The 22,655-nt window shown below is 71.4% G+C and carries 22 protein-coding genes and 1 riboswitch; of the genes, 16 read left to right on the forward strand and 6 right to left on the reverse strand.

The window, feature by feature from the left end; all coding sequences use genetic code 11:
* Window position 1 precedes the first annotated feature (1 nt).
* The 4 genes from BJY16_RS09350 to ccsB are packed head-to-tail and all read left to right on the forward strand — an operon-like array spanning window position 2 to window position 3,925.
* Entirely contained in the window at window positions 2-559 is a 558-nt protein-coding gene (locus BJY16_RS09350; RefSeq protein ID WP_185038720.1) for a TlpA family protein disulfide reductase, read from the forward strand.
* Complete coding sequence (locus BJY16_RS09355) at window positions 559-1,353, forward strand: cytochrome c biogenesis CcdA family protein (protein WP_185038722.1); 795 nt, start codon at window positions 559-561, stop codon at window positions 1,351-1,353. The genes BJY16_RS09350 and BJY16_RS09355 overlap by 1 nt, the downstream gene beginning before the upstream one ends.
* Window positions 1,350-2,960 (forward strand): cytochrome c biogenesis protein ResB, encoded by a 1,611-nt coding sequence (gene resB / locus BJY16_RS09360; RefSeq protein WP_185038724.1) that lies wholly within the window; start codon window positions 1,350-1,352, stop codon window positions 2,958-2,960. Before BJY16_RS09355 ends, resB begins: the two co-directional genes overlap by 4 nt.
* Window positions 2,960-3,925 (forward strand): c-type cytochrome biogenesis protein CcsB, encoded by a 966-nt coding sequence (ccsB, locus tag BJY16_RS09365; RefSeq protein ID WP_185038725.1) that lies wholly within the window; start codon window positions 2,960-2,962, stop codon window positions 3,923-3,925. Before resB ends, ccsB begins: the two co-directional genes overlap by 1 nt.
* A gap of 294 nt (window positions 3,926-4,219) precedes the next feature.
* Here the strand turns inward: ccsB and BJY16_RS09370 are convergent, their stop codons facing one another.
* Window positions 4,220-5,071: a hypothetical protein gene (locus BJY16_RS09370; RefSeq protein ID WP_239177110.1), complete on the reverse strand. Its 852-nt coding sequence runs from the start codon at window positions 5,069-5,071 to the stop codon at window positions 4,220-4,222.
* 96 nt (window positions 5,072-5,167) lie between these two features.
* On the opposite strand from BJY16_RS09370, the gene BJY16_RS09375 reads away from it, so the two are divergent.
* From BJY16_RS09375 to BJY16_RS09395, 5 genes are read left to right on the forward strand one after another with little or no spacing between them, the layout of a single operon-like run.
* Window positions 5,168-6,628, forward strand: a complete 1,461-nt coding sequence (locus tag BJY16_RS09375; protein WP_185038727.1) for a menaquinone biosynthesis decarboxylase — start codon at window positions 5,168-5,170, stop codon at window positions 6,626-6,628.
* A complete protein-coding gene (mqnP, locus tag BJY16_RS09380; RefSeq protein WP_373873431.1) occupies window positions 6,625-7,512 on the forward strand; it encodes a menaquinone biosynthesis prenyltransferase MqnP in 888 nt (295 codons plus the stop codon). The genes BJY16_RS09375 and mqnP overlap by 4 nt, the downstream gene beginning before the upstream one ends.
* A gap of 31 nt (window positions 7,513-7,543) precedes the next feature.
* The gene (locus BJY16_RS09385; RefSeq protein ID WP_185038731.1) at window positions 7,544-8,050 is read left to right on the forward strand and encodes a sigma-70 family RNA polymerase sigma factor; all 507 of its coding nucleotides are present in this window, start codon (window positions 7,544-7,546) and stop codon (window positions 8,048-8,050) included.
* On the forward strand, window positions 8,037-9,107 hold the full coding sequence (locus BJY16_RS09390) for a hypothetical protein (protein WP_185038733.1): 1,071 nt from the start codon (window positions 8,037-8,039) through the stop codon (window positions 9,105-9,107). The genes BJY16_RS09385 and BJY16_RS09390 overlap by 14 nt, the downstream gene beginning before the upstream one ends.
* A 12-nt stretch (window positions 9,108-9,119) precedes the next feature.
* On the forward strand, window positions 9,120-9,737 hold the full coding sequence (locus tag BJY16_RS09395) for a UbiX family flavin prenyltransferase (RefSeq protein WP_185038734.1): 618 nt from the start codon (window positions 9,120-9,122) through the stop codon (window positions 9,735-9,737).
* Window position 9,738: 1 nt separating this feature from the next.
* Here the strand turns inward: BJY16_RS09395 and BJY16_RS09400 are convergent, their stop codons facing one another.
* Entirely contained in the window at window positions 9,739-10,014 is a 276-nt protein-coding gene (locus tag BJY16_RS09400) for a BldC family transcriptional regulator (RefSeq protein ID WP_185038736.1), read from the reverse strand.
* Window positions 10,015-10,227: 213 nt separating this feature from the next.
* On the opposite strand from BJY16_RS09400, the gene BJY16_RS09405 reads away from it, so the two are divergent.
* Genes BJY16_RS09405 through BJY16_RS09415 form a run of 3 tightly spaced genes read left to right on the forward strand, consistent with a single transcriptional unit; the run spans window position 10,228 to window position 13,184 of the window.
* Window positions 10,228-10,677, forward strand: coding sequence for an Lrp/AsnC family transcriptional regulator (locus BJY16_RS09405; protein WP_185038738.1), 450 nt, complete (start codon window positions 10,228-10,230; stop codon window positions 10,675-10,677).
* 1 nt (window position 10,678) lies between these two features.
* Window positions 10,679-11,773, forward strand: a complete 1,095-nt coding sequence (gene cds1 / locus BJY16_RS09410) for an L-cysteine desulfhydrase Cds1 (protein WP_185038740.1) — start codon at window positions 10,679-10,681, stop codon at window positions 11,771-11,773.
* A 34-nt stretch (window positions 11,774-11,807) separates the two neighbouring features.
* Window positions 11,808-13,184: a hypothetical protein gene (locus BJY16_RS09415; protein ID WP_185038742.1), complete on the forward strand. Its 1,377-nt coding sequence runs from the start codon at window positions 11,808-11,810 to the stop codon at window positions 13,182-13,184.
* Here the strand turns inward: BJY16_RS09415 and BJY16_RS09420 are convergent.
* From BJY16_RS09420 to BJY16_RS09430, 3 genes are all read right to left on the reverse strand, one after another.
* Window positions 13,159-13,797 carry a putative glycolipid-binding domain-containing protein gene (locus BJY16_RS09420; protein WP_185038744.1) on the reverse strand — a complete coding sequence of 213 codons (639 nt, stop codon included), beginning with the start codon at window positions 13,795-13,797 and terminating at the stop codon, window positions 13,159-13,161. The genes BJY16_RS09415 and BJY16_RS09420 overlap by 26 nt on opposite strands.
* A gap of 216 nt (window positions 13,798-14,013) precedes the next feature.
* On the reverse strand, window positions 14,014-15,915 hold the full coding sequence (locus tag BJY16_RS09425) for a DEAD/DEAH box helicase (RefSeq protein ID WP_185038746.1): 1,902 nt from the start codon (window positions 15,913-15,915) through the stop codon (window positions 14,014-14,016).
* Window positions 15,916-16,198: 283 nt separating this feature from the next.
* Window positions 16,199-17,551: a hypothetical protein gene (locus BJY16_RS09430; protein WP_185038748.1), complete on the reverse strand. Its 1,353-nt coding sequence runs from the start codon at window positions 17,549-17,551 to the stop codon at window positions 16,199-16,201.
* 124 nt (window positions 17,552-17,675) lie between these two features.
* On the opposite strand from BJY16_RS09430, the gene BJY16_RS09435 reads away from it, so the two are divergent.
* Entirely contained in the window at window positions 17,676-18,233 is a 558-nt protein-coding gene (locus BJY16_RS09435) for a hypothetical protein (RefSeq protein WP_185038750.1), read from the forward strand.
* 158 nt (window positions 18,234-18,391) lie between these two features.
* Here the strand turns inward: BJY16_RS09435 and BJY16_RS09440 are convergent, their stop codons facing one another.
* A complete protein-coding gene (locus BJY16_RS09440; RefSeq protein WP_239177112.1) occupies window positions 18,392-20,080 on the reverse strand; it encodes a C40 family peptidase in 1,689 nt (562 codons plus the stop codon).
* A gap of 331 nt (window positions 20,081-20,411) precedes the next feature.
* On the opposite strand from BJY16_RS09440, the gene mqnE reads away from it, so the two are divergent.
* The 3 genes from mqnE to BJY16_RS09455 are packed head-to-tail and all read left to right on the forward strand — an operon-like array spanning window position 20,412 to window position 22,460.
* Window positions 20,412-21,581 (forward strand): aminofutalosine synthase MqnE, encoded by a 1,170-nt coding sequence (mqnE, locus tag BJY16_RS09445; RefSeq protein WP_185038754.1) that lies wholly within the window; start codon window positions 20,412-20,414, stop codon window positions 21,579-21,581.
* Between the two features lie 10 nt (window positions 21,582-21,591).
* Entirely contained in the window at window positions 21,592-22,017 is a 426-nt protein-coding gene (locus BJY16_RS09450; RefSeq protein ID WP_185038756.1) for a hypothetical protein, read from the forward strand.
* Between the two features lie 11 nt (window positions 22,018-22,028).
* On the forward strand, window positions 22,029-22,460 hold the full coding sequence (locus BJY16_RS09455) for a DUF4229 domain-containing protein (protein ID WP_185038758.1): 432 nt from the start codon (window positions 22,029-22,031) through the stop codon (window positions 22,458-22,460).
* A 42-nt stretch (window positions 22,461-22,502) separates the two neighbouring features.
* A riboswitch (cobalamin riboswitch) is annotated at window positions 22,503-22,636 on the forward strand.
* The last annotated feature ends 19 nt before the right edge of the window (window positions 22,637-22,655 follow it).

Consider the following 22,655-nt stretch of genomic DNA (forward strand, 5'->3'; position numbering starts at 1 on the left):
CGTGCGCCGTCTCCTCGCCGTCACCCTCGCCGGCACCGCCCTCGCCGGCGTCCTGACCGGCTGCGGCGGCGAGGAGAACTGGGCGAAGAAGTGCGCCACCACCAACGGTGTGGTCGAGTGCGCCGTGGCGGACCGCCCGCAGGTCGGCGAGGTCACCGGCGAGCTGCTGGACGGCGGGAGATACGACGTCGCCGACGACCGCGGCAAGGTCGTGGTGGTCAACTTCTGGGGCTCCTGGTGCCCGCCGTGCCGCGCCGAAGCCCCCGACCTGGAGCGGGTCTACCAGGCCACCAAGGCGAGCAAGGTGACCTTCCTGGGGATCAACTCGCGCGACGACCGGGACTCGGCGAAAGCGTTCGAGCGCGGCCGGGTCACCTACCCGAGCATCTACGACTTCGAGGGCGACGTCGCGCTGAAGTTCGACGTCACCCAGACCACCACGCCGGCCACCCTGATCCTGGACCGGCAGGGCCGGATCGCGGTCGCGCTGCGCCGGTCCACCACGGCCGCGGAGTTGCAGCCCCTCGTGGAGCGGGTGGCGGCGGAGGCGAACGGCTGATGGGCGAGTCCTTCAAGCAGATGGCGATCAGCGGACCGCTGGCGCTGGCCATCGGCGCCGCCATGATCGCCGGCCTGGTCAGCATCCTCTCGCCATGTGTCCTGCCGCTGGTCCCGGGCTATCTCTCCTACGTCACCGGCCTGGCCGGGGCGGACCTGGAGGCGGCGGTCGGGACGCCGTCGACGGTCGTCACCAAGAGCCGGATGGTCGCCCTGAAAAGCCGGGTGCTGGCCGGCAGCGTGCTCTTCGTCCTGGGTTTCTCCGTGGTGTTCACGCTGACCGTCGCCCTGGTGGCCAACGTCGCGTTCACCCTGCAGACCAACCGGAACACGCTCAACCTGGTCCTCGGCGTGCTGATCATCCTGCTCGGCCTGGTCTACCTGGGCTGGATCCCGGGGCTGCAGCAGGAGGCCCGGATCACCAAGCTCCCGGCGGCCGGCCTGCTCGGCGCGCCGGTGTTCGGCGCGATCTTCGCGGTCTCCTGGATCCCGTGCACCGGCCCGACCCTGATCGCGGTGATGGGCCTGGCGACCACGACCGGGCAGACCGACCGGGCGGTGACCCTGGCGCTCGCCTTCAGCCTGGGGCTGGGCGTGCCGTTCATCCTCTTCGGGCTCTTCTTCCGCAAGCTGCTCGGCCTGTTCAAGGCGATCCGGCGGAACAGCCGGTGGGTCACCCGGATCGGCGGCGTCCTGCTGATCGCGGTCGGCGTCACCCTGGTCAGCGGCCAGTGGCTGCACTTCCTGGCCTGGCTGCAGACCACGGTCAATTTCGGCGAGGGGACACTGTTGTGACCGTCGTCGAGGACCGGCCGGCCACCGCCGACGCCCCGCCGCCGCGCCGGGTCAACCCGGTCTGGGCGCTGCTGCGCAACTCGTGGCGGCAGCTGACCAGCATGCGGACCGCGCTGCTGCTGCTCTTCCTGCTGGCCGTGGCGGCGATCCCGGGCTCGGTGTTCCCGCAGACCTCGGTGAACCGGGAGCGGGTGTCGCAGTACTACACCGCGCACCCGGACCTGGCCCCCTGGGTGGACCGGCTGGGCGGCTTCGACGTCTACGCCTCGCCCTGGTTCGCGGCGATCTACCTGCTGCTGTTCACCTCGCTGGTCGGCTGCGTGCTGCCCCGGCTGCGCGATCACCTGCGGGCGCTGCGGACGGTGCCCCCGGAGGCGCCGAAACGGCTGGACCGGCTGCCGCAGCACGCCCCGGCCACCGACCGCCCGGAGGAGCCGGCCGTCGCGGCCGCCGAGCTGGCCCGGACGCTGCGCCGGAAACTCTTCCGGACCCGGCTGCGCGAGCTGCCGGACGGCGGCTTCACCGTCTCCGCCGAGAAGGGCTATCTCAAGGAGACCGGCAACCTGCTCTTCCACATCGCCATGCTGGCGGTGCTGATCGGCGTCGGCTTCGGCCACTGGTACGGCTGGCACGGCAACCGGCTCCTGGTGGCCGGCGCCGACCAGGGCTTCTGCAACTCGATCACGCAGTACGACGACTCCGCGCTCGGTCCCAAGGTGGACGCGTCCGACCTGCCGAAATTCTGCATGCGGATGACCGACTTCGAGGCCACCTACCAGACCACCGGCCAGCCCAAGTCGTTCCTGGCGACGGTGGAGGTCAAGGAGGGCGGCGGCGGGTACCGGCCGGAGAGCTTCACGGTCAACGACCCGCTCCGGCTGCACCACGCCAACGTGCACCTGATCGGCCAGGGCTACGCGCCGATCCTGCGCTACACCGACCGGTACGGCGCCAGCCAGACCAAGATCGTCCCGTTCCTGCCGATCGACGGCATGCAGACCAGCGAGGGCGTCGCCCAGTTCCCGGACGTCAACATCGATCCGAAAACGAACCGGCGCGACGACCGGCTGCAGGTCGGCTTCGAGGGCTCCTACCTGCCCACCGGCGGCACCGACGGCAGCCCGCTGTCGAAGTTCCCGGCCGAGAACAACCCGGTCCTCTACCTCTCCGCCTACCGCGGCAACCTGGGCCTGGACGTTGGCCGGGCCGGCTCGGTCTACGCCCTGAACCGTGGCCAGATCACCAACGGCGAGCTGAAGAAGGTCAGCGGGGACCGGCCGCACGCGCTGCGCCCCGGCGAGACCTGGACCCTGGACGACGGCACCAAGCTGGAGTTCCTGGGCACCCGGCAGTTCGCCACGCTCTCCATCCGCTACGACCCGACCCAGACGTTGGTGCTGGCCGGCGCGGTGCTCGGCCTGGTCGGGCTGATGCTGTCGCTGTTCGGGCACCGGCGCCGTGTGTGGTTCCGGGTGCTTCCAGCCAACGGTCAGGAAGCCGGCGGTAGCGTGATCGAAGCCGGTGGTCTGCCCCGTACCGATTATCCGGGCTTCGCGGCCGAGTTCGCCGCGCTGACCCAGCCCGCCGCCGAGGAGGGAACCCCCTGATGGCGAATGTGTCCGACCAGCTCATGGCGCTGGCTGTGCTGGCCTACCTGGCCGCCATGATCTGTTACGCGGGGGAGTACGCGTTCGGCCGCCGCAGCCGGATCGGCAAGGCGGCGGTCCGCCCGGCCCGGCAGCTGGTGGGCTCCGGCGCCCCGGTGCCGCCCGACGACGACGTGATCGAGCAGCCCGGCAAACCGGGCCGCGGCGAGCTCGTCGGCCGGGTCGCCGTGGTGCTCAACGTCATCGCCCTGGCCCTGCACCTGGGCACCCTGGTCACCCGCGGGATCGCCGCCGACCGGATGCCCTGGGGCAACATGTACGAGTACATCCTCTCGGCCACCTTCGTCGGCTCGGCCGTCTTCATGGGCGTGCTGCTGCGCCGCCCGGCCCTGCGGCACCTCGGCCTGTTCTCCTCGCTGGCCCTGGTGGTGCTGCTCGGCGCGGCCGCGCTGATCGCCTACACCCCGGTCGGCCCGCTGGTGCCGGCCCTGCACTCGTACTGGTTCATCGTGCACGTCGCGACGATCATCGTGTCGTCCGGCATCTTCCTGATCGGCGCCGTGCCGGCCGCCATGTTCCTCGTCAAGAACGGCTATGACCAGGGCAAGCGCAGCTTCCCGTACACCCTGGGCAAGCGGGTGCCGACCTCGGCCACGGCGTTGGAGCGGCTCACCTTCCGGCTGCACGCGTTCGCCTTCCCGCTGTTCACCTTCGGCGCGCTGATCGCCGGGCCGCTGTGGGCCGAGGCGTCCTGGGGCCGTTACTGGGGCTGGGACCCGAAGGAGGTCTGGGCGTTCATCTCCTGGATCGTCTACGCGGCCTACCTGCACGCCCGCGCCACCCCGAGCGTGAAGCGCACGGTGGCGACGTGGATCGCCCTGCTCGGCTTCGTCACGATGCTGATGAACCTCTTCGGCGTGAACCTGTTCTTCGAAGGACTGCACAGCTACGCCAACGCCGGCTGACGGTCAACTTCAAGATCTTCAGCTACGCAGGCCCGTGCGGGTACGGATCGCATGCTCCCGCGCGGGCCGAGCGGGCTGATCTGGCCGCTGCGCGTCCATGACGATCAGCCCCCTCTTCACTGTCCGCGGGTGGTCACCGAACCCAGAACCCGCTCAGACCCTCCAGTGATCCCACGAAACGCCGCCGGTGAGATGGGCTCGACTTTTCCGACGCCGCGGGGTGTGCGGTGGCGGAAAAGTCGCGCCCATCTCACCGGTTACAAGGCGTTTTGTGCGCGGAGCGAAGCGGAGCCATTAAGCACAGTCTCCGGCGTTCCAGGTGTCGTAGCGGGTCAGCCAGTCGAGGCAGAAGCCGCCGCTGCGTTGCTGTTGGCCCGGGTTCACGCCGGTCAGGGTAGGTACGTCGTCGCGCCAGAAGCGGGCCGGGCCGCCGTCGGGCGGGCGGAGCTGGACGTTGTCGACCTTGACGGAGGGGACGTCGATGCGGCCGGGCTTCTTGCCGTCGACGTGCACCTCGACGTACTGCTCGACGAAGGCGCTGCCGCCGATCGGCAGCTTCTGCGCGGTGAGCAGGTTCCACCGGTTGTTCCACCACAGCCAGGCCTGCCACATCCCGCCGGCGTCGGTGTGCAGGTCCAGCCAGACCGTGTCGCCCGGCCGCACCTGGTACTGGTCGTAGAACTGCCAGGACCGGGTGTTCGTGTTGTACGTGTAGATGTGCGGCTGCCCCGGTGACCGCCACCCGGTCTCCGCCCAGCCCGCCTCCAGCCACGCGATGCCACCCTTGCCCAGGTCCCGTTTGGCCATGAACCGGCCGGCGATGAAGTCGTAGGTGCCGGGCCGGATGGAGCCGTCCACCACGGCGAACCGGCCGGACACGCCACTCCACTCGTTCGCGGTGCCGGCGCCCAGGTGGTGATAGCCACTCGGCGTGAAACCGGGCGGCTTCAACGTGCGTACCGAAGACTCGAGAACCCTGGCCCGGCAGGCGCCGGGAGCCGACGGCGATGCCCGGACCGAGGGTGGCCGGCTGGAAGCCGGTCCGGGAGAACCGCAGGCGGGCAGCCGATCCGTCCGCGCGGAGACGGCCGGCGCGGCGATCGCGACGCCGGCCAGCAGCCCGAGCAGGGCCCACCACCGGGTCACGCTTCGCCGCCTCACGATCTCCCTAACGTGAGGCGCAGATCAAGAGTGACGGACCTGGGCTCCGGAACGGGCCGGAGCGGTGCCAGACTGTTGTTCATGGCGTCTCGTGGGTTTCCCTATGCCGATCTGCAGAGCTTCATCGCCGCCCTGGAATCCGCCGGTGAGCTGCGCCGGGTCACCGTCCCGGTGGATCCGACGCTGGAGATCAGCGAGGTGGTGACCCGCACCGTCCGGGCCGGCGGCCCGGCGCTGCTGTTCGAGCGGCCGACCCGCGGCGACATGCCGGTGGCGATCAACCTGTTCGGCACCGAGAAGCGGATGGCGATGGCGCTCGGCGTGGAGACGCTGGACGAGATCGGCGCGCGGATCGGCGCGCTGGCCAAGCCGGAGCTGCCGGTCGGCTGGGCCGGGATCCGCGAGGGCATCGCCAAGGTGCTGCAGCTCAAATCGGTCCCGCCGAAAAAGGTGAAGGTCGCGCCCTGCCAGGAGATCGTCCTCAAGGGCGACCAGGTCGACCTGAACCGGCTGCCCGGCCTGCAGGTGTGGCCGGGCGACGGCGGCATCTTCCACAACTTCGGGCTGACCCACACCAAGCACCCGGAGACCGGCAAGCGCAACCTGGGTCTCTACCGGCTGCAGCAGCACTCGAAGAACACGCTCGGCATGCACTGGCAGATCCACAAGGACTCGACCGCGCACCACGCGGTCGCCGAGCGGCTCGGGCAGCGCCTGCCGGTGGCGATCGCGATCGGCGCCGACCCGGTGGTCTGTTACGCGGCGAGCGCCCCGCTGCCCGGCGACATCGACGAGTACCTGTTCGCCGGTTTCCTGCGCGGCGAGCGCGTCGAGATGGTCGACTGCGTGACCGTGCCGCTGCAGGTCCCGGCGAACGCGCAGGTGATCCTGGAGGGCTACCTGGAGCCGGGGGAGCGGCTGCCGGAGGGCCCGTTCGGCGACCACACCGGTTATTACACCCCGGTCGAGCCGTTCCCGGTGCTGCACATCGAGTGCATGACCATGCGCAAGGACCCGGTCTACCACTCGATCGTCACGTCCCAGCCGCCGCAGGAGGACCACGGCCTGGGCAAGGCCACCGAGCGGATCTTCCTGCCGCTGGCCAAGATCCTGATTCCGGACATCGTGGACTACGACATGCCGGCCGCCGGCGTCTTCCACAACTGTCTGATCGTGTCGATCAACAAGCGCTTCCCGAAGCACGCGCAGAAGGTGATGAACGCGATCTGGGGCGCCCACCTGCTGTCGCTGACCAAGCTGATCGTGGTGGTCGACGACGACTGCGACGTGCACGACTACCAGCAGGTCGCGTTCCGCGCCTTCGGCAACGTCGACTACGCCCGCGACCTGCTGCTCACCGAGGGCCCGGTGGATCACCTGGACCACTCGTCCTACCAGCAGTTCTGGGGCGGCAAGGCGGGTGTCGACGCCACCCGTAAGCTGCCCGCCGAGGGGTACACCCGGGGCTGGCCGGAGGAGATGGTGATGGCCCCGGAGGTCGTGTCCCTGGTCGACAAGCGGTGGAAGGAATACGGGCTGTGACGGCTCTGGAAGCGCCTCCCGGGAAGATCAAGTCCTTCCTGCGGCTCGTCATGATCGAGCACTCGGTCTTCGCGCTGCCGTTCGCCTACCTGTCGGCCCTGGTGGCGATCGACCGGGACGGGACCGGGCGGCACTGGGGCGACCTGGTGCTGATCACCGTCGCCATGGTGTCCGGCCGGACGTTCGCGATGGCCGCCAACCGGATCCTGGACCGCCGGATCGACGCGCTGAACCCGCGGACCCAGAACCGCGAGCTGGTCACCGGCGCGGTGAGCGTGCGGACCGCCTGGACCGGCGCGCTGATCTCGCTGGTGGTGCTGATCCTGGCCGCCGCCCTGCTCAACCCGCTCTGCCTGGTGCTGTCGCCGCTCGCGGTGATCCCGCTGGTGATCTATCCGTACGCCAAGCGGTTCACGAACTTCCCGCACTACGTGCTCGCCCTGGCCCAGGCGGTCGCCCCGGTCGGCGCCTGGCTGGCGATCACCGGCACCTTCCACGGTTCCGGCCCGGCGTGGGTGCTCGGCGTCGCGGTCGGCCTGTGGATCGGCGGGTTCGACATCATCTACGCCTGCCAGGACGTCGAGGTGGACCGCAGGATCGGGGTGCACTCCACGCCGGCCCGGTTCGGGGTGCCCATCGCCCTGCACATCTCCACCGCCACCCACGTGATGACCTTCGCCCTGTTCGTCGTGTTCGGCCAGCTGGTCGGGCTGGGCTGGCTCTGGTGGATCGGCCTGGCGCTGACCGCCGGCGGCCTGATCTACCAGCACGTGGTGGTGACGCCGACCGACCTGTCCAAGGTCAACCGGGCGTTCTTCACCGCCAACGGATTCATCGGCATCGCGCTCTTCCTCTTCGCGCTGCTCGACCTGATCCTGCTGTAACCGGATCGGCCGGTCGCTCCGTCTAGTGATCGTGAGCGATCGAGAGGCCGAGTTCCGGGAATTCGTGGCCGCGCAGATGGAGTCCCTGCGCGGCCTCGCCTATCTCACGTGCGGCGACTGGCAGGCGGCCGAGGACGCGGTCCTCACCGTGCTGGCCCGGCTCTACGTGAAGTGGTCCCGGATCGACAACGTCGCCGGCTACGCCCGGGCCGCGGTGGTCCGGGCGGCCATCGACGAGACCCGCCGCCCGTGGTGGCGGCGGGAGCGTTCCGGCGGCGACGGCCTCCCGGAGCCGGTCGTGCCCGATCTGACGGGGGCGGTGCACGACCGGCTCGAGCTGCGCGCGGCCTTGCTCAAGGTGCCGCCACGGCACCGCGCGGTGCTGGTGCTGCGGTTCCTGGAGGGGCTCAGCGTGCAGCAGACCGCGGCGGCGCTGCGCTGCCCGGAGGGCACCGTGAAGGTCTACACGGCCCGCGGCCTCGACACGCTCCGGCGGATCCTGGGAGTCGATCTGGAGGAACGTCATGCGGTTGTCTGAGCTGCTCGACGAGGTGCGCGCGGAGGCGCCACCGCCGCGGTACGACGTGGACGCGGTGGTCGCGGCCGGCCGCCGGCTGCGGTGGCGCCGGCGGGTCACCGCGGTGGCCGCGGTCGTGCTGGCGGTGACCGCGGTGGTGACCGTCCCGCAGCTGACGACGGACCGCCGCCCGAGCCGGCACACCGTCCCGGCGGTGCGGGTCAGCCCGAGCACCACCCCGGCGGCGACCCTCGGATACGCCTTCACCGGCTACACCGCGGGCCGCTTCCGGGTGGAGGAACCCGGGGAGGCGATCGCCGGCTGGAACCTCAACCCGATCACCGACGTCAAGGACCCGGACCGCTGCCGGTTGAACTGCTACCTCGGCGTGCGCGGCATCCCGGTGACCGATCCGAGGTTCCCGAGGGAGCGGTCGCGGACCGCCACCGAGCCGATCAACGGCCGGCCGGCCTACTGGCTCGTCGACCGGGACATGGGTTTCCTCGTGCTGCTCTGGCAGTACGCCGACGACGCCTGGGCGTTCGTCTCCCGGCCGAACTACCGGACCGAGTCGGACGCGCCGATGACCCGTGACGACATGCGCCGGATCGCCGAGGCGTTCCGGCCCGGATCGACCCGGACGGTGCCCACCCCGTTCCGGCCGTCATACCTGCCGGCCGGCTGGCGACTGACCGGCTCCCGCGGCATGACGGGATGGTCCGGTGCCACCCTCCGGAACGCGGCGACCATCGCGGGCATGCCGGCCGACCGGACGATCACGGTGATCAAGCCGCCGCGCGCCGCCGACCTGCTGGAGCTGGTGCTGGCGCCGCTCGGCAAGAACAAGACGCCGACCGCGGAGCCGATCTGCGTGCGGCAGAAGGACGGCGGTTACTGCCGGATGCGGCTGCCCGACCGGGACGCGGTGCTGGACGTGCGCGGCGGCACCGCGCTCTCCCTGGCCGACCTGCGCCGGATCATCGAGGGGCTGACCGTCGCCGACCCGAGGAAGCCCGGGACCTGGACCCCGATCACCGCCGCGTTCCCGGCCGCCGCGCAGTTCACCGTGGTCAAGTAGCACACTGGGAGCATGCGTCAACCGTGGATCATCGGCGTCTCCGGCGCCTCCGGCACCCCGTACGCGCGCGCGGTGATCACCGCGCTGCTGGACGCCGGTGAGTCCGTCGACCTGGTCGTCTCCCGGGCGGCCCGGCTCACCCTGCTGGACGAGACCGGCGCGACGATCCGGGACGCGCACTGGAAGGACGACGTGGCCGCCTGGCTCGGGCGGGACCTCGGCGACCTGGCGTACTGGCCGGCCGGCGACCTCGCGGCCGGGCCGAGCAGCGGCTCCTATCCGGCGCGCGGGATGGCGGTGGTGCCGGCCAGCACGGCGGCGTGTGCCGGGATCGCCATCGGTCTCTCCAAGGACCTGCTGCAGCGCGCCGCCGAGGTCAATCTGAAGGAGCGGCGACGGACAGTAGTGGTGCCTCGGGAGACTCCGGTGACACGCAGTCACCTCGAGCACCTGATCGCCCTGCTCGACGCCGGTGCGGTGGTGCTGCCGGCCAGTCCCGGTTTCTACGGGTCCGGGGCAGACGCCACCGCACAGCAACTCGTCGATTTCGTAGCGGGCAAAGTGCTGGACTCGCTGGGGGTGTCACACACCCTGATGCGGCGATGGAGCGGACGACTCGGTGAGCGCTGATTCAGCGCAGACCGTTCGGCGGGCCGTAACCCGCACCCGGGTTGGTCGGGCCGCTGTTCCGCGGCTTGTTCGCCGCGTCGTCCTCGCGCATCTCCTCGATCACGCCGTCGCCCTCAAGAAGGGCCTTGACTTCGGATTCGCGGAATCGGCGGTGTCCACCCGGAGTACGGATGCTGCCGATGCGCCCGGCTGCCGCCCAACGCGTGACCGTTTTAGGATCGACGCGAAACAACGCGGCCACCTCGCCCGGCGTCAGCAGACGGTCTCCAGTGTCCACAACCCCCTCCTCGGTTCTGTTTTCTGGAGCGGCCGGTGGTCACGGTGAGTGTCGGCATGCTCGATCGGGACGTAAAGCCATTAGAGCACCGCCCCTGAACCAAGTCCGTGAAATGCGGAAAAAGCCCCGATTGCGACAACGATCATTATCCTGCCCCCCATTCACCGCTACCGGGCGTGAGTGGTGAGCGGCCACCCGATTAGGGTTTCAGGCATGGACTCCATCGACCTCCGGCTGATCGACCTGCTACGGGAGAACGCGCGCTCGTCGTACGCCGAATTGGCGCGCAAGGTCGGGCTCTCCGCCCCCGCGGTGCACGAGCGAGTCGGTAAGCTCGAAGCCGCCGGAACCATCCGCGGTTACCGGGCCGACGTCGACCACGAGGCGGTCGGGCTCGGCGTCACCGCGCTGATCGGCATCGTCGAGGATTCCGGCGCGGACACCGACGACGTGCTCACCGCCGTCCGGGCAATGCCCGAGGTGGAGAGTTGCTATTTCATGGCCGGCGTGGAGTCGTACCAGCTCATCGTCCGGGTCGGCACGATCGCGGAGTTGGAGCAGCTGATTGTCCGGATCAACCGAACGCCCGGCGTCGCCTCCACCCGCACCGCCATCGCTCTCAGCACCAAGTGGGAGAACCGGCCGCAGCCTGGCGTGGGCTGAGATGAGCCTGTCGCTGGACCGTTCCGACGACGCCGCCCGGGACTGGGCGCGCAACGCGATCGCCCTGGTCGAGGCGGACGCCAACCGCTCCGCGGACACCCACCTGCTGCCGTTCCCGCTGCCCGTCTCGTGGGGCATCGACCTCTATCTCAAGGACGAGTCGTCGCACCCGACCGGCTCGCTCAAGCACCGCCTGGCCCGCTCGCTCTTCCTGTACGCCCTGTGCAACGGCTGGATCGGCCCGCACACCACGGTCGTCGAGGCCTCGTCCGGCTCCACCGCGGTCAGCGAGGCGTACTTCGCCCGGATGCTCGGCGTGCCGTTCATCGCGGTGATGCCGGCCGCCACCTCGCCGGAGAAGATCGCGCTGATCGAGTTCCAGGGCGGCAAGTGCCACCTGGTGGCCGACCCGACCACGGTGGTGGCCGAGGCGCGCCGGCTCGCCGACGACCTCGACGGCCACTTCATGGACCAGTTCACCCACGCCGAGCGGGCCACCGACTGGCGGGGCAACAACAACATCGCCGAGTCGATCTACAGCCAGCTCGCCCTGGAGCGCCACCCGATCCCGGCCTGGATCGTGGTCGGCGCCGGCACCGGCGGCACCAGCGCCACCATCGGGCGGTACGCGCGGTACCGCCGCTTCCCCACCAAGGTCTGCGTTGTCGACCCGGAGGGCTCGGCGTTCTGGCAGGCTTATGTCGCCGCCGATTGGGGCCTGGTGACCGGGAAGGGTTCCCGGATCGAGGGGATCGGCCGGCCCCGGGTGGAGCCGTCGTTCCAGCCCGCGGTCGTCGACCGGATGATCCAGGTGCCGGACGCCGCCTCGCTCGCCGCGATGCGGGCCGGCTCGGCGGTGCTCGGCCGGCGCCTCGGCGGGTCCACCGGCACCAACCTGTGGGGCGCCTTCAGGCTGATCGCCGAGATGCGGGCGGCCGGGCGCACCGGGTCGGTGGTCACGCTGATCTGCGACGGCGGCGAGCGGTACGCGCACACCTACTATTCCGACGAGTGGGTGGCCGCCCAGGGCCTGCGCCTGGCCCCGCACGCTGCGACGATCGACACGTTCCTGCGGGATGGCACCTGGCCGGACTAGTCGCGCATCGACGAGGCGTGATTAACTCCGGCCCGTGGAAGATCCTTCGCATCCGGGCGTGCCGCCGGCCCACTTCGTACCCCAGTATGGGCCGCCACCACCCGCCTGGCCGCCGGCGTTCGCGCCGCCGCCTCCGCCGAAGCGGTCCCCCACCACCGGGATCCTGGCGGCGCTGGCCGCCGTCCTGCTCGCGGCCGCGGCCGCCGCCGTGATCTTCTGGCCGGGCACCGACGAGACCGCCCAGGCCGACGCCACCGGCAAGCCGACCCGCCCGCCGACCGCTTTCGAGCTGGCCGTGGAGACCCTGCACCGGCAGGCCGAGGCGCTGGTCAAGGGCGACGAGAAAGGCTGGCTCGCGCCGGTCGACCCGAAGAACAAGGCGCTGGTCACCCGCTATCGCACGATGTTCACCAACCTGCGGAGGCTGGAGATCAGCCACGCCGAGTTCCACGCCGACAAGCTGGAGGGCAGCACCCCGCAGAAGGTGGTCACCCAGGCCGCCCTCGGCTACTGCTTCTCCGGCGTCACCTGCCCGGCCTGGCGCAACAACTACGACGAGGGGCCGGCCAAGGCGACCTACCGGCTGACCTTCACGCTGACCGGCACGACCTGGCGGATCACCGAGCTGAACGACGCGGCCGGCGTGGAGCACAACTACCTGCAGCCGGCCCCGTGGGACAACCGGGCGCTCACCTTCGTCAAGGGCAAGCGGGTCATCGTGGCCGGCCCGAGCAGCCAGGCGAAGCGGCTCAAGCAGGTGCTCACCCTGGCCGAGAAAGCCGCCAAGGTCACCGACAAGTACGCCGGCTACGTCAACAACCCGCAACGCCGCTACCGGGTCTATCTCGCCGACGAGGCGGGCTGGAAGAAGTGGTACGGCGGGATCGACGAGAAATGGGTGATCGGTTACGAGATGCCGCTCAACTCGACCGGCGGCGACATCATCCTGCGCGCCAGGGCCGGCGGCGACCAGCGGCAGCTCGCGGTCACCATCCAGCACGAGCTGACCCACGTGGTGACGCTGGCCGGCGGGCACTGGGAGAACACCGACGACCAGTGGCTGGTCGAGGGGATCGCGGAGTACATCGGCGCGCTGCCCCGCAAGCCGCAGGACACCGGCAACCACGACGTGCTCGCCGAGTCGTTCCGCCGGCGCGGGGCCCCGGAGACCATCGCGGTGCCGTCGCTGGCCGACGGCGCGGACGACCTGACGGTGAACACGCTGTACGCCATGGGGCACTACGCGACCGCGTGCATGGCGGCCAAGTTCGGCGAGCGCAAGCTGATGCAGTTCACCAACCTGGTGCTGCGGGAGGCGAAGAAACCGGACGAGGCGGCGCGGACCGCGTACGGAAAATCGTTCTCCGCGGTCGACAAGGCGTGCCTCAGCTGGATCCGCGACCGGGTGTGACCCGCCGGGCCAGCCCCGGGTAATCGATCACGAAGCCCTCGTCGTCGACCGTCAGGTCGGCGGCGAAGGTCTCGCTGGCGAACCGGATCCGCCGGTCACCGAGCGGCGTGTAGATCTGGTCCGCCTGCACCACCTCCAGGCTCGGCACCAGCACCCACGCGACGCTCAGCCGGTGCGAGACGCCCGGCGTGCCGAGCAGGTCCAGCCGGCGGATCGGCAGCGTGTTGGTGAGCGGTGAGCCGCCCAGGTCCGCGTCGAAGGCGCCGTAGAGGCGGTCCGGGTCCTCGATCCCGGGCAGGCCGGCCGCCGGGTGCCCGGCCGCCGCCAGCGCCGCGTCCAGATCACCCTGCTCCGAGGTGGTCACCCGCCAGCGCCCGGCGGCCAGCTCCAGCCGCACCCCGCGCGCCCAGCCGGCACCCTCGGCCCGCACGTCGAGCCGCGCGGTGGTCCAGCCCGGATCGGTCTGGAGCTCGTAGTGACAGGCGTATCCCACCGGGGCCGCGGCCAGCGCGGTGCCCTGTGCGTACAACCCGTTCCGGGTGTCCAGCCGCACCTGCTCGGCGCCCGGAACATCCCGGCGTTCCCAGAACAACCCCGCGGACAGCAGCCCCATACCGGCAAGCTACCCGCCTTCCGCCCGCCTGACGGCGGAGGAGAGCAATCTTTCTTTCGGTACGAGGTAAGCCCTGTGGATAACGGTGTGGATAACCGCTGTGGACGGCTGCCCGGACAGACGGGAGCCCCGGCTCGCAGGTGCGAACCGGGGCTCCCGTCTTCGTGTCCAGTCGGCCCTCAGCGGGTCAGTCGCTGCGCGCCGGCCTGTTCTGGCTCAGTGGCTGCGCGCCGGCCGGTTCTGGTTGAACCGGCTCGGGCCTGCCTCGCGGCGCTGCCCCGAGGGGCGGTCGCCGGTGCGCGCCGGGCGGTCGCCGAAGGGCCGGTCACTGCGCGGCCGGTCGCCGAACGGCCGATCAGTGCGCGGCCGGTCGCCGTTGAACCCGCCACGGTCGCCGCCACGATCGCCGTTGAACCCGCCGCGGTCGCTGTTGTAACCGCCGCGGTCGCCGCCACGGTCGCTGGTGAACCCGCCGCGGTCACCGCCGCGGTCGCTGGTGAAGCCGCCACGGTCGCTGTTGTAGCCGCCGCGCCCGCCGGACCGGTCACCGCTGTAACCGCCACGGTCGCCGGCCGGCCGGTCACCGCGGTAGCCACCGCGCTCCGGACGGTCGCCGAACCGCTCGTTGCGGTCCCGGTCACCGAACGACCGCTGGGGACGGTCACCGTACGACCGCTGCGGCCGGTCGCCGTAACGCGGACGGTCGCCACGGTCGCCGCCGAAGCGACGCCCGCCACCGGACCGCTCGCGCCGCGGCTCCGGCTCCTCCACCACCGGGACACCGCTCGGCTCCCGCGCGCCGGTGACCTCGGCCAGTTTCTCGTCGCCCAGCCGGACCCGGACCTCGGCCGGGGCCACGCCCGCCTTGGCCATCATCGCCTGGGTGGACCGGCGCTGCTTGGGCAGCACCAGGGTGACCACCGCGCCGGACTCGCCGGCCCGCGCCGTGCGACCGGCCCGGTGCAGGTAGTCCTTCGGGTCCTTGGGCGGGTCCACGTGCACGACCAGGGAGACCCCGTCGACGTGGATGCCGCGGGCCGCCACGTCGGTGGCGACCAGCACGTTGGTCCGGCCTTCCTTGAACTCGGCCAGGGTGCGGGTGCGGACCCGCTGGGTCTTGCCGCCGTGCAGTGCGCCGGCCCGGACACCGACCGCCGCGAGCTGCTCGACCAGCCGGTCCACGCCCATCTGGGTGCGGGCGAAGACGATGGTCTTGCCGGACCGGTTCGCGATCCACGAGGTGATCGGGAACTTGTCGGCCGGCGGGATCAGCAGCAGGTGGTGATCCATCGTGGACACGCTGGCCTCGGCCGGCGCGGTGGAGTGGGTCACCGGGTCGTGCATGAACCGCTTGACCAGGGTGTCGACGTCACCGTCCAGAGTGGCCGAGAAGAGCAGCCGCTGCGCGCCCTCCGGCGTTTTCGCCAGCAGCTCGGTGACCTCGGGCAGGAAGCCCATGTCGGCCATCTGGTCGGCCTCGTCCAGCACGGTGATCTCGACGTCGTCGAGCTTGCAGGCGCCGCGCTCGATCAGGTCGGCGAGCCGGCCCGGGGTGGCGACGATCACCTCGACGCCGCGGCGCAGAGCGTCCATCTGCCGGTCGTACGGAACCCCGCCGACCGCGGTCTTCAGGAACACGCCGACCGAGCGGCCGACCGGCATCAGCGAGTCGGCGACCTGCATGGCCAGCTCGCGGGTCGGAACCAGGATCAGTGCCTTGGGGTGGTGCGGGCGGGCCTTGCCACCCTGAGCGGTGCGGGCCAGCACCGGCAGGCCGAAGGCCAGCGTCTTGCCGGAGCCGGTCTGGCCACGACCCAGCACGTCCCGGCCGGCCAGCGCGTCGGGCACGGTGGCGGCCTGGATCTCGAACGGGGTGGTGATGCCCTCGCGGGTGAGCACCCGCACGATCTCGGCGGGCAGGCCCAGCTCGGCGAAGCTGCGGACCGGCTCGGGGGCCGCGGTCTCAGCGGCGGTGTCGGCCGCGGTCTCGGCGGCGGTGTCGGCCGCGGTCTCGGCGGCGGTGTCGGCGACGGGGGTCGCCTCGGTGGTGGTGCTGTCGTCAGCGCTGTTGCTGTCGAAAACGGACGGGAACGTGCTGGGGTCAGCGAAAGTGGTCAAGAGAACCTCTCTACGGGGGCGCATGCTCGCGAATGGCCCGCCGCGGTGGTGTGGAACCGCCCGCTGAAATGCCCGCAAGAACGCCCGTGGCGCGCACCGGGTGGGCGCGCCGCGTCAATAACTGCCATAAGTGTACGGGTGAACGCTCACGCTCCCGACCTCATTCCCGTCGGGTAGTGGGGAGGCTCACCTCGGAGCACAACCTCGCCAGCTTAGGGCAGAGGCCGCCGAGCAGCAAATACCGACCCTTGGCAAGATCGGCAGATGGGGGCGTTCGCCGAGGTCAGTTCGCGATCCCCTTCAGCATGTCGCTGAAGCTGTCGCCGACCGTGAAGAGGAACAGCAGGCTCACCGTGACCAGCAGGCCGAGCACGACCAGCATGGCCAGGACCACCTTGAAGTTCCCGCGGCGCTGCTCGACCGGCGCGTCGTACCACCCCTGGGCCAGGATGTGCCCGGTGAGCGAGCCGGAGTTCTCCGACGGGTCGCTGACCGGCATGGTCATGTCGATCGCCGGGTAGCCGCCGGTGCTGTAGAGCGTGCCCGGCGCCAGCTGACCCGGCTGGCCGCCCTGCCCGCGCTGCCCGGGGACCGTGCCGGGCGGGGTGGACACCACGTTCACCGGCATGGTCGCGTCGATGTTCGAGGTGGCCAGGTTCACCGGCATGGTCATGTCGCTGCCGCCCGCCAGGTGGACCGGCATGGTCATGTCGCTGTCCGCCGCCGGGACGACCGGCATGGTCAGGTCGGCGTTGCGCGCGGCGGCGGTGGTGATCGGCATGGTCATGTCGCTGTTTCCCGAGGGCGCTGGGAAACCGGGGGTGCCGTGGGACATGGGCGGAAGGACTCCCGTCGGGCCGCCGCCCTCCGGCGGCATCGTGTACGAAGGCAGGCCGTTCCCGATCACCGGGGGCGGCGGGAACACCGGGCTCGGGCCGGGCGGTGCGGGCACCGGGCTGGGACCCGGGCCGGGCGGGACCGGGGACGGTCCGGGGCCGGGTGGCACCGGGCTCGGCGCCGGCATCGGCGGCACCGGCGAAGGGCCGGGACCAGGGGGGATCGGGCTCGGCGGGTAGGGGTCCGGCGCGGGGCCGGGCGGGGTGGGCGCCGGGCGCGGCTCGGGCGCCGGCGTCGGGAACGGACCGGGCTGCGGGCCCGGGATCGGCCCGGGCGGCGGTGGCTTGATCGGCTCCGGCTCGACCGGCTCGGGGCGGGTCGGTTCGGGGTGGGCCGGTTTCGGCTCGCTCGGTTTCGGGGGGACCGGGACCGGGCGGGGCTCGCTGGGCTCCGGGTCGGCGGGTTTCGGCTCGTCCGGCTTTTCCGGCGTGGGCTTTTCCGGGCCCGGCTTTTCCGGCGTGGGCTCGGACGGGCCCGGCTTCTCCGGCGTGGGCTCGGACGGCTCCGGCGTGCCCGGGTCGGGGTCGGCTGGCGTCGGGTCGGCGGGCTTGATCGGCTCCGGCTCAGCGGGCTCCGGGGCCGGCTCGGGCTCGGCGGGCATCGCCTCGGGCGAGCCGTAGATGGCCGACTGCCGGCCATTCGTCGCGGAGCCGGTCGCGGGGGCGGACACCGGCTTGGCCGAGCCGACCGCGGGCGGCGCGGAGACCTGAGCGGATCCGAACGCCTTGGCACTGGCCACCACGGCGGAGCCCGCCGGTGGCGGGCTCGAGGCGGGAGCTTGCGGCTCGACGGTTGTCGACCTGGCGACATCCGGGACGGCGGCGGACCCGCTCGCCGGAGCCGCCGAAACCGGGGCCGAAGCGGTGACGGGCCGGCTGGGCACGGCCGCGGAGCCGGAAGCGGGCGCCGCGGAGCCGGAAGCGGGCGCCGCGGAAACCGGCGCGGGCGCCGCGGAAACCGGAGCGGAGCCGACCACCGGGCGGCTGGGCACCGCCGCCGAGCCGGAGGCCGGAGCCGCCGAGACCGGCGCGGACGCCGAGACCGTCGGCGCCGGCACAGCCGCCGATCCGGACGCCGGGGCGGCGGAGACCGGGGCGGAGCCGGTGGCAGGCGGGGTGGAGACCGGCGCGGAGCCGGTGGCGGGCGGGGTGGAGACCGGGGCGGAGGCGGAGATCGGGCGGGCGGCCGAGGAGTCAGCGGCGGGAGCGGCGGAGACCGGGGCGGACCCGGACACTTTCGGACCCGGGGACGCCCACAGGGCCCCGGGGGGCGGTGGTGGAGGTGGCGCGAAACCCTCGGCGTCGTCCGCGGGCGGCCCGGCGGGCGGCGGCGTGGAGCTCGCGCCGTCCCTGGTCGCCTGCTGCTCGTCCATGGGTCCTCCCGACCGCCGCTGCCGACGGCTCTCGGACGTCGGGCGCTGACCTTAACCGTGCCACATCAGTCGGTGTGAACGCACCCGGCATCGACCCGACCAACCCTACGACGAAGGAGCTAGCGAGCCGATGACCGGTTCGGATGGTTTTCCCGCTGCCTTATTACCCGATATCCGGACTTGGTGCCGGTTCGAAACGCGTACTGGTCAGTCGGTGGACGAGGCGGACGCCGAAGCCGCGTCGGAGGCCTTCGTCGTCTCCGTCGCCTTGGTGGTCTCGGTCGCCTTCGTCGTCTGGGTCGCCTTGGTCGTCTCCGTCGCCTTGGTCGTCTGGGTCGCCTGCGTGGTGGTCTCCGCGGCGGTCGCCGAGGACGTGGCGGTGGCGGTGGCGGTGTTGCCCGTGCCGGTCTCGCCGGTCGGCTCGGTGCCGGTGCCGGTGCTGCTGGACGAGGTGCCGGTCGGGCTGGAGCCGGACGAACCACCGCTGCTCGACGAGGAGCCGCCGGTGGAGGGGGTCGACGCCGAGCCGCCCGGCGTCGGGGTGGTGGCCGGCGGCGGCGTGGTGGTCGTCTTGGCCGGCGTCGGCGTCTTGGAGCCGGTCGGGCTGCTCCCCGACCCGCCCGGCTTGGTGGTCTTGCTCGCCGACGGCGTCGGCGACTTGGTGGTGGTCGTCCCGCCGGTGCCCGGCTCCTCCGGGTCGGGCGTGCCGAGCGGCAGGTCGTCGACGCCGCCCTCGACCGCGCCGAAGACCCGGGTGGCCTGGAACAGGCGGCTCCACCGGACCGGGACGAGACGCACGTTCAGCCCGGTGCGCGGGGCCTCGACCATCATGCCGTCGCCGGCGTACATGGCGACGTGGTGGATGCCGGTCCAGCTGTTGCTGTAGCTGAAGAACAGCAGGTCGCCGGGGAGCAACGAGTAGCGGTCGACGACCTTGTTGCGGGTCTGCCAGTACTGGTCGCGGGAGACGCGGACCAGCGGGAAGCCGACGCTGGGCTGGCGATAGGCCGCGTACATCAGGCCGGAGCAGTCGTACTGGTCCGGGCCCTCCTCGGACCAGACATACGGGTCGCCGCGCTGGGCCAGCGCGAACTGCAGCGCCTTGACCGCCCGCGGGTCGGCGCCCCGGCCATTGGTCGAACCGGCCAGGTACTCCGAGCCGAGCGCCTGGTCGGTCGCGCTGGCGGCGGCCTCGGCCGCGTTCAGCTCGTCGCGGTGCGCGTTCTCCAGCGCGGTCAGCGCGGTCTGCTTCTGGGTGAGCTGGGTGTTCAGCTTCGTGTACTGCGCGACCAGGTCGTTGTGCTTGGCCGTGGTGGTGGTCTGCTCGTCGAGCGCGACCTGGGCGGCGACCTGCGCGGCCTCCAGGCGGCGGGCCGCCGAGTCGTCGGTCGGCACCTCGCCGCGCTGCAGGCGGGCGAGCTGGTCGAGACCGAGCAGTCCGGAGTCGAGCGCGCCGGGCGGGACCGCGGCGGCCTGCTGCATGGCCTCGCCGGCGGCGGCGACCGCGTTGGTCTGCGCGGCCTGCAGGCTGGCCTGCGCGTCGGTGACCCGCTGCCCAGCGGTGCCGACCTGGGCCTGGGCGAGGTCGCGGTCGGCTTTCAGCTTGAGCAGCTGGTCGCCGAGCTGGTCGACCTCGAGCCGGCCCCGCTCGATCTGCTGCAGGGCCGGGTTGGTCGCCGAGCCGGGAATGCTGCTGGGCGTGGTGGCCGGGCTGACCGGGGTGCCGGGCAGCACCAGCGCGCCGAGCGTGGTGGGGCGCGAGCCGGTGTCCGGGATGCCGGCGGCGAGCGCCGGGTCGTCGCCCGGTGCGGCCATGGCCGGGATCGGCTGGAACAGCGCAGCCAGTGCCGCGGCGACGGCCGCCGAGTAGCTGACGGGGCGGAGTCGCGCATGCACGGAGCGAGTTGGACGCTGTCCGTACCGCAGTGCCTTCGACATGAGCTCCCCGTCCGCGGCGGTCGGCAGACCGTCGCTAGTCGTTCCTAAAGGTTCATACCGCAGGCGGCGCACCGCTGTCGATCGAAAGAAGGTGAAAGGACGCTGAGAATTTTTCTAGTTGTCGGCGTCCGCGCTCATTCGCCCAGTTCAGCGGCTTGTCGGGACGATGTCATGATCGTCAATTTCGGTTACTTCCCAGTATGTGAAACGGGACATCCGGGCACCCGGCGGCGTGCTGGTTGTCGGGGGCGGGACGTAGTCTCGACGGCGACGACGGGAGAGGGGCCACATGGACGCCGGACTGAAGCGGGACCTGGAGGCGAAGGTCTACGCCGGTGAGCGGCTCAGCCGCGCGGACGGCATCGCGCTCTACGAGAGCGACGACCTGGCCTGGCTCGGCCGGCTGGCCCACCACAAGCGCACCGAGCTGAACGGTGACCGGGTGATGTTCAACGTCAACCGGCATCTGAACCTGACCAATGTCTGCTCCGCCAGTTGCGCCTACTGCTCCTTCCAGCGCAAGCCGGGGGAGAAGGACGCCTACACGATGCGCATCGACGAGGCCGTCCGCAAGGCCAAGGAGATGGAGGACGAGCAGCTCACCGAGCTGCACATCGTCAACGGCCTGCACCCCACGCTGCCCTGGCGCTATTACCCCAAGGTGCTGCGCGAGCTGAAGGCCGCGCTGCCCAACGTCAAGCTCAAGTGCTTCACCGCCACCGAGGTCCAGTGGTTCGAGAAGATCAGCGGGCTGTCCGCCAGCGAGATCCTCGACGAGCTGATGGACGCCGGGCTGGAGTCGCTGACCGGCGGCGGCGCCGAGATCTTCGACTGGGAGGTCCGGCAGCACATCGTCGACCATGCCTGCCACTGGGAGGACTGGTCGCGGATCCACCGGCTGGCCCACCAGAAAGGCATGCGGACCCCGGCCACCATGCTCTACGGCCACATCGAGGAGCCGCGGCACCGGGTCGACCACGTGCTGCGCCTGCGCGAGCTGCAGGACGAGACCGGGGGCTTCGCGGTCTTCATCCCGCTGCGCTACCAGCACGACTTCCACGACTCGGCGGACGGCAAGATCCGTAACCGGATCCAGGAACGGACCACGATGGCCGCCCCGGCCGAGTCGCTCAAGACGTTCGCCGTCTCCCGCCTGCTCTTCGACAACGTGCCGCACGTCAAGTGCTTCTGGGTGATGCACGGCCTGTCGGTCGCCCAGCTCTCGCTGAACTTCGGCGCCGACGACCTGGACGGCTCGGTGGTGGAGTACAAGATCACCCACGACGCCGACTCGTACGGCACGCCGAACACCATGCACCGCGACGACCTGCTCGACCTGATCTGGGACGCCGGGTTCCAGCCCGTCGAGCGCAACACGCGGTACGAGGTCGTCCGGGAGTATGACAAGCCGGTCGGTCTGGCCGAGCGGCGCAGCGAACCGCAGAAGGTCTGGGCCTAGGGTTCGGCGGATGACTCGACAGCGGAGCGCGGGCGGGCTGCGGCGCAACCCAGGCCCGGTGGAGACGGTCGGCGACCTGCTCGGCGCGGCGTTCGCCGGGCTGGTCCTGGGCATCGCGGTGGTGCTGGTCCTGGAGGGCGTCCTGACGCTGACCAGGGTCGCCGACTTCGGCCAGACCAACGGATGGCTGATCGTGATCCTGCCGACCTGGCTGTTCGTGGAGCAGTTCCGGGCGCAGGGCTTCGGCGCCGACCGGGTGATGGCCGCGGCGCTCGGCATCGGGTTCGGCGCGGCGGCGGGCATGACGGTTGCCGGGGTGCTCGCGCCGTACACTCCTCCCCTGGTGAGCGGCGGTGCCGGCGCCGTGACCGCTACGGTCGTGTACTGCTTCGTCTGGTTCTACGGCCTCCGCTGGCTCCGTCAGCGGTCCGGCTGAGGAGAGAGATCATGAGTCCCGCCATCAAGTACACACTGGGCCGCCTGGGCCTGTTCGTGGTGGTCTTCGCCGCGCTCTTCCCGCTCCCGCTGAACATCCTGGTCAAGGCGATGATCGCGTTCGTCGCCTCGGCCGGTTTCGCGTTCTTCCTGCTCCGCAAGTGGCGCGACGAGATGGCCGAGCACCTCGGCTCGGTCGCCCAGCGCCGCGCCGCGGAGAAAGCGCGGCTGCGCTCCGCCCTGGCCGGCGACGACGAGGCCGCCGCGGCCGGCGACCGGGTGGCCGCCGCCGAGAGCAAGGCCGAGAGCGCGACCGGGAGCAAGGCCGACGGTGAGCAGGCCGAGAGCGAGCAGGTCGAGGGTGGCATCGCCGAGGGCGGGCCGGCTGCGGACAAGCTCGCCAGCAACCGGACCGCCGAGGACCGGACCGAGGCGGGCAAATAGCCGCCGCGGAGGTGTCCGACGGAACAGACCCTGAGGTCGAGCAGCGACCGGCGCCCGGCTGGGATAGCGTTTCAGGGACCGCGCCGCAGCGAAGCCGGTGTGAAACCGGAGCTGTCCCGCAACTGTGATCCCTCCATGTGAGGTCTAGCCAGGTCGCCTGGGCGCGGTCGCGAACCCGCGCTCCCGGGGAGGGGC

Source organism: Actinoplanes octamycinicus (genome assembly GCF_014205225.1).
In the GTDB taxonomy this organism is placed as follows: domain Bacteria; phylum Actinomycetota; class Actinomycetes; order Mycobacteriales; family Micromonosporaceae; genus Actinoplanes; species Actinoplanes octamycinicus.

What these genes read in the sequence shown, in the direction of transcription:
- BJY16_RS09355 (WP_185038722.1), top strand. Translation starts at nt 559, where the DNA reads ATGGGCGAGTCCTTCAAGCAGATGGCGATCAGCGGACCGCTGGCGCTG.
- ccsB (WP_185038725.1), top strand. Translation starts at nt 2,960, where the DNA reads ATGGCGAATGTGTCCGACCAGCTCATGGCGCTGGCTGTGCTGGCCTAC.
- BJY16_RS09375 (WP_185038727.1), top strand. Translation starts at nt 5,168, where the DNA reads ATGGCGTCTCGTGGGTTTCCCTATGCCGATCTGCAGAGCTTCATCGCC.
- BJY16_RS09390 (WP_185038733.1), top strand. Translation starts at nt 8,037, where the DNA reads ATGCGGTTGTCTGAGCTGCTCGACGAGGTGCGCGCGGAGGCGCCACCG.
- BJY16_RS09395 (WP_185038734.1), top strand. Translation starts at nt 9,120, where the DNA reads ATGCGTCAACCGTGGATCATCGGCGTCTCCGGCGCCTCCGGCACCCCG.
- BJY16_RS09405 (WP_185038738.1), top strand. Translation starts at nt 10,228, where the DNA reads ATGGACTCCATCGACCTCCGGCTGATCGACCTGCTACGGGAGAACGCG.
- cds1 (WP_185038740.1), top strand. Translation starts at nt 10,679, where the DNA reads ATGAGCCTGTCGCTGGACCGTTCCGACGACGCCGCCCGGGACTGGGCG.
- BJY16_RS09420 (WP_185038744.1), bottom strand. Translation starts at nt 13,797, where the DNA reads ATGGGGCTGCTGTCCGCGGGGTTGTTCTGGGAACGCCGGGATGTTCCG.
- mqnE (WP_185038754.1), top strand. Translation starts at nt 20,412, where the DNA reads ATGGACGCCGGACTGAAGCGGGACCTGGAGGCGAAGGTCTACGCCGGT.
- BJY16_RS09450 (WP_185038756.1), top strand. Translation starts at nt 21,592, where the DNA reads ATGACTCGACAGCGGAGCGCGGGCGGGCTGCGGCGCAACCCAGGCCCG.
- BJY16_RS09455 (WP_185038758.1), top strand. Translation starts at nt 22,029, where the DNA reads ATGAGTCCCGCCATCAAGTACACACTGGGCCGCCTGGGCCTGTTCGTG.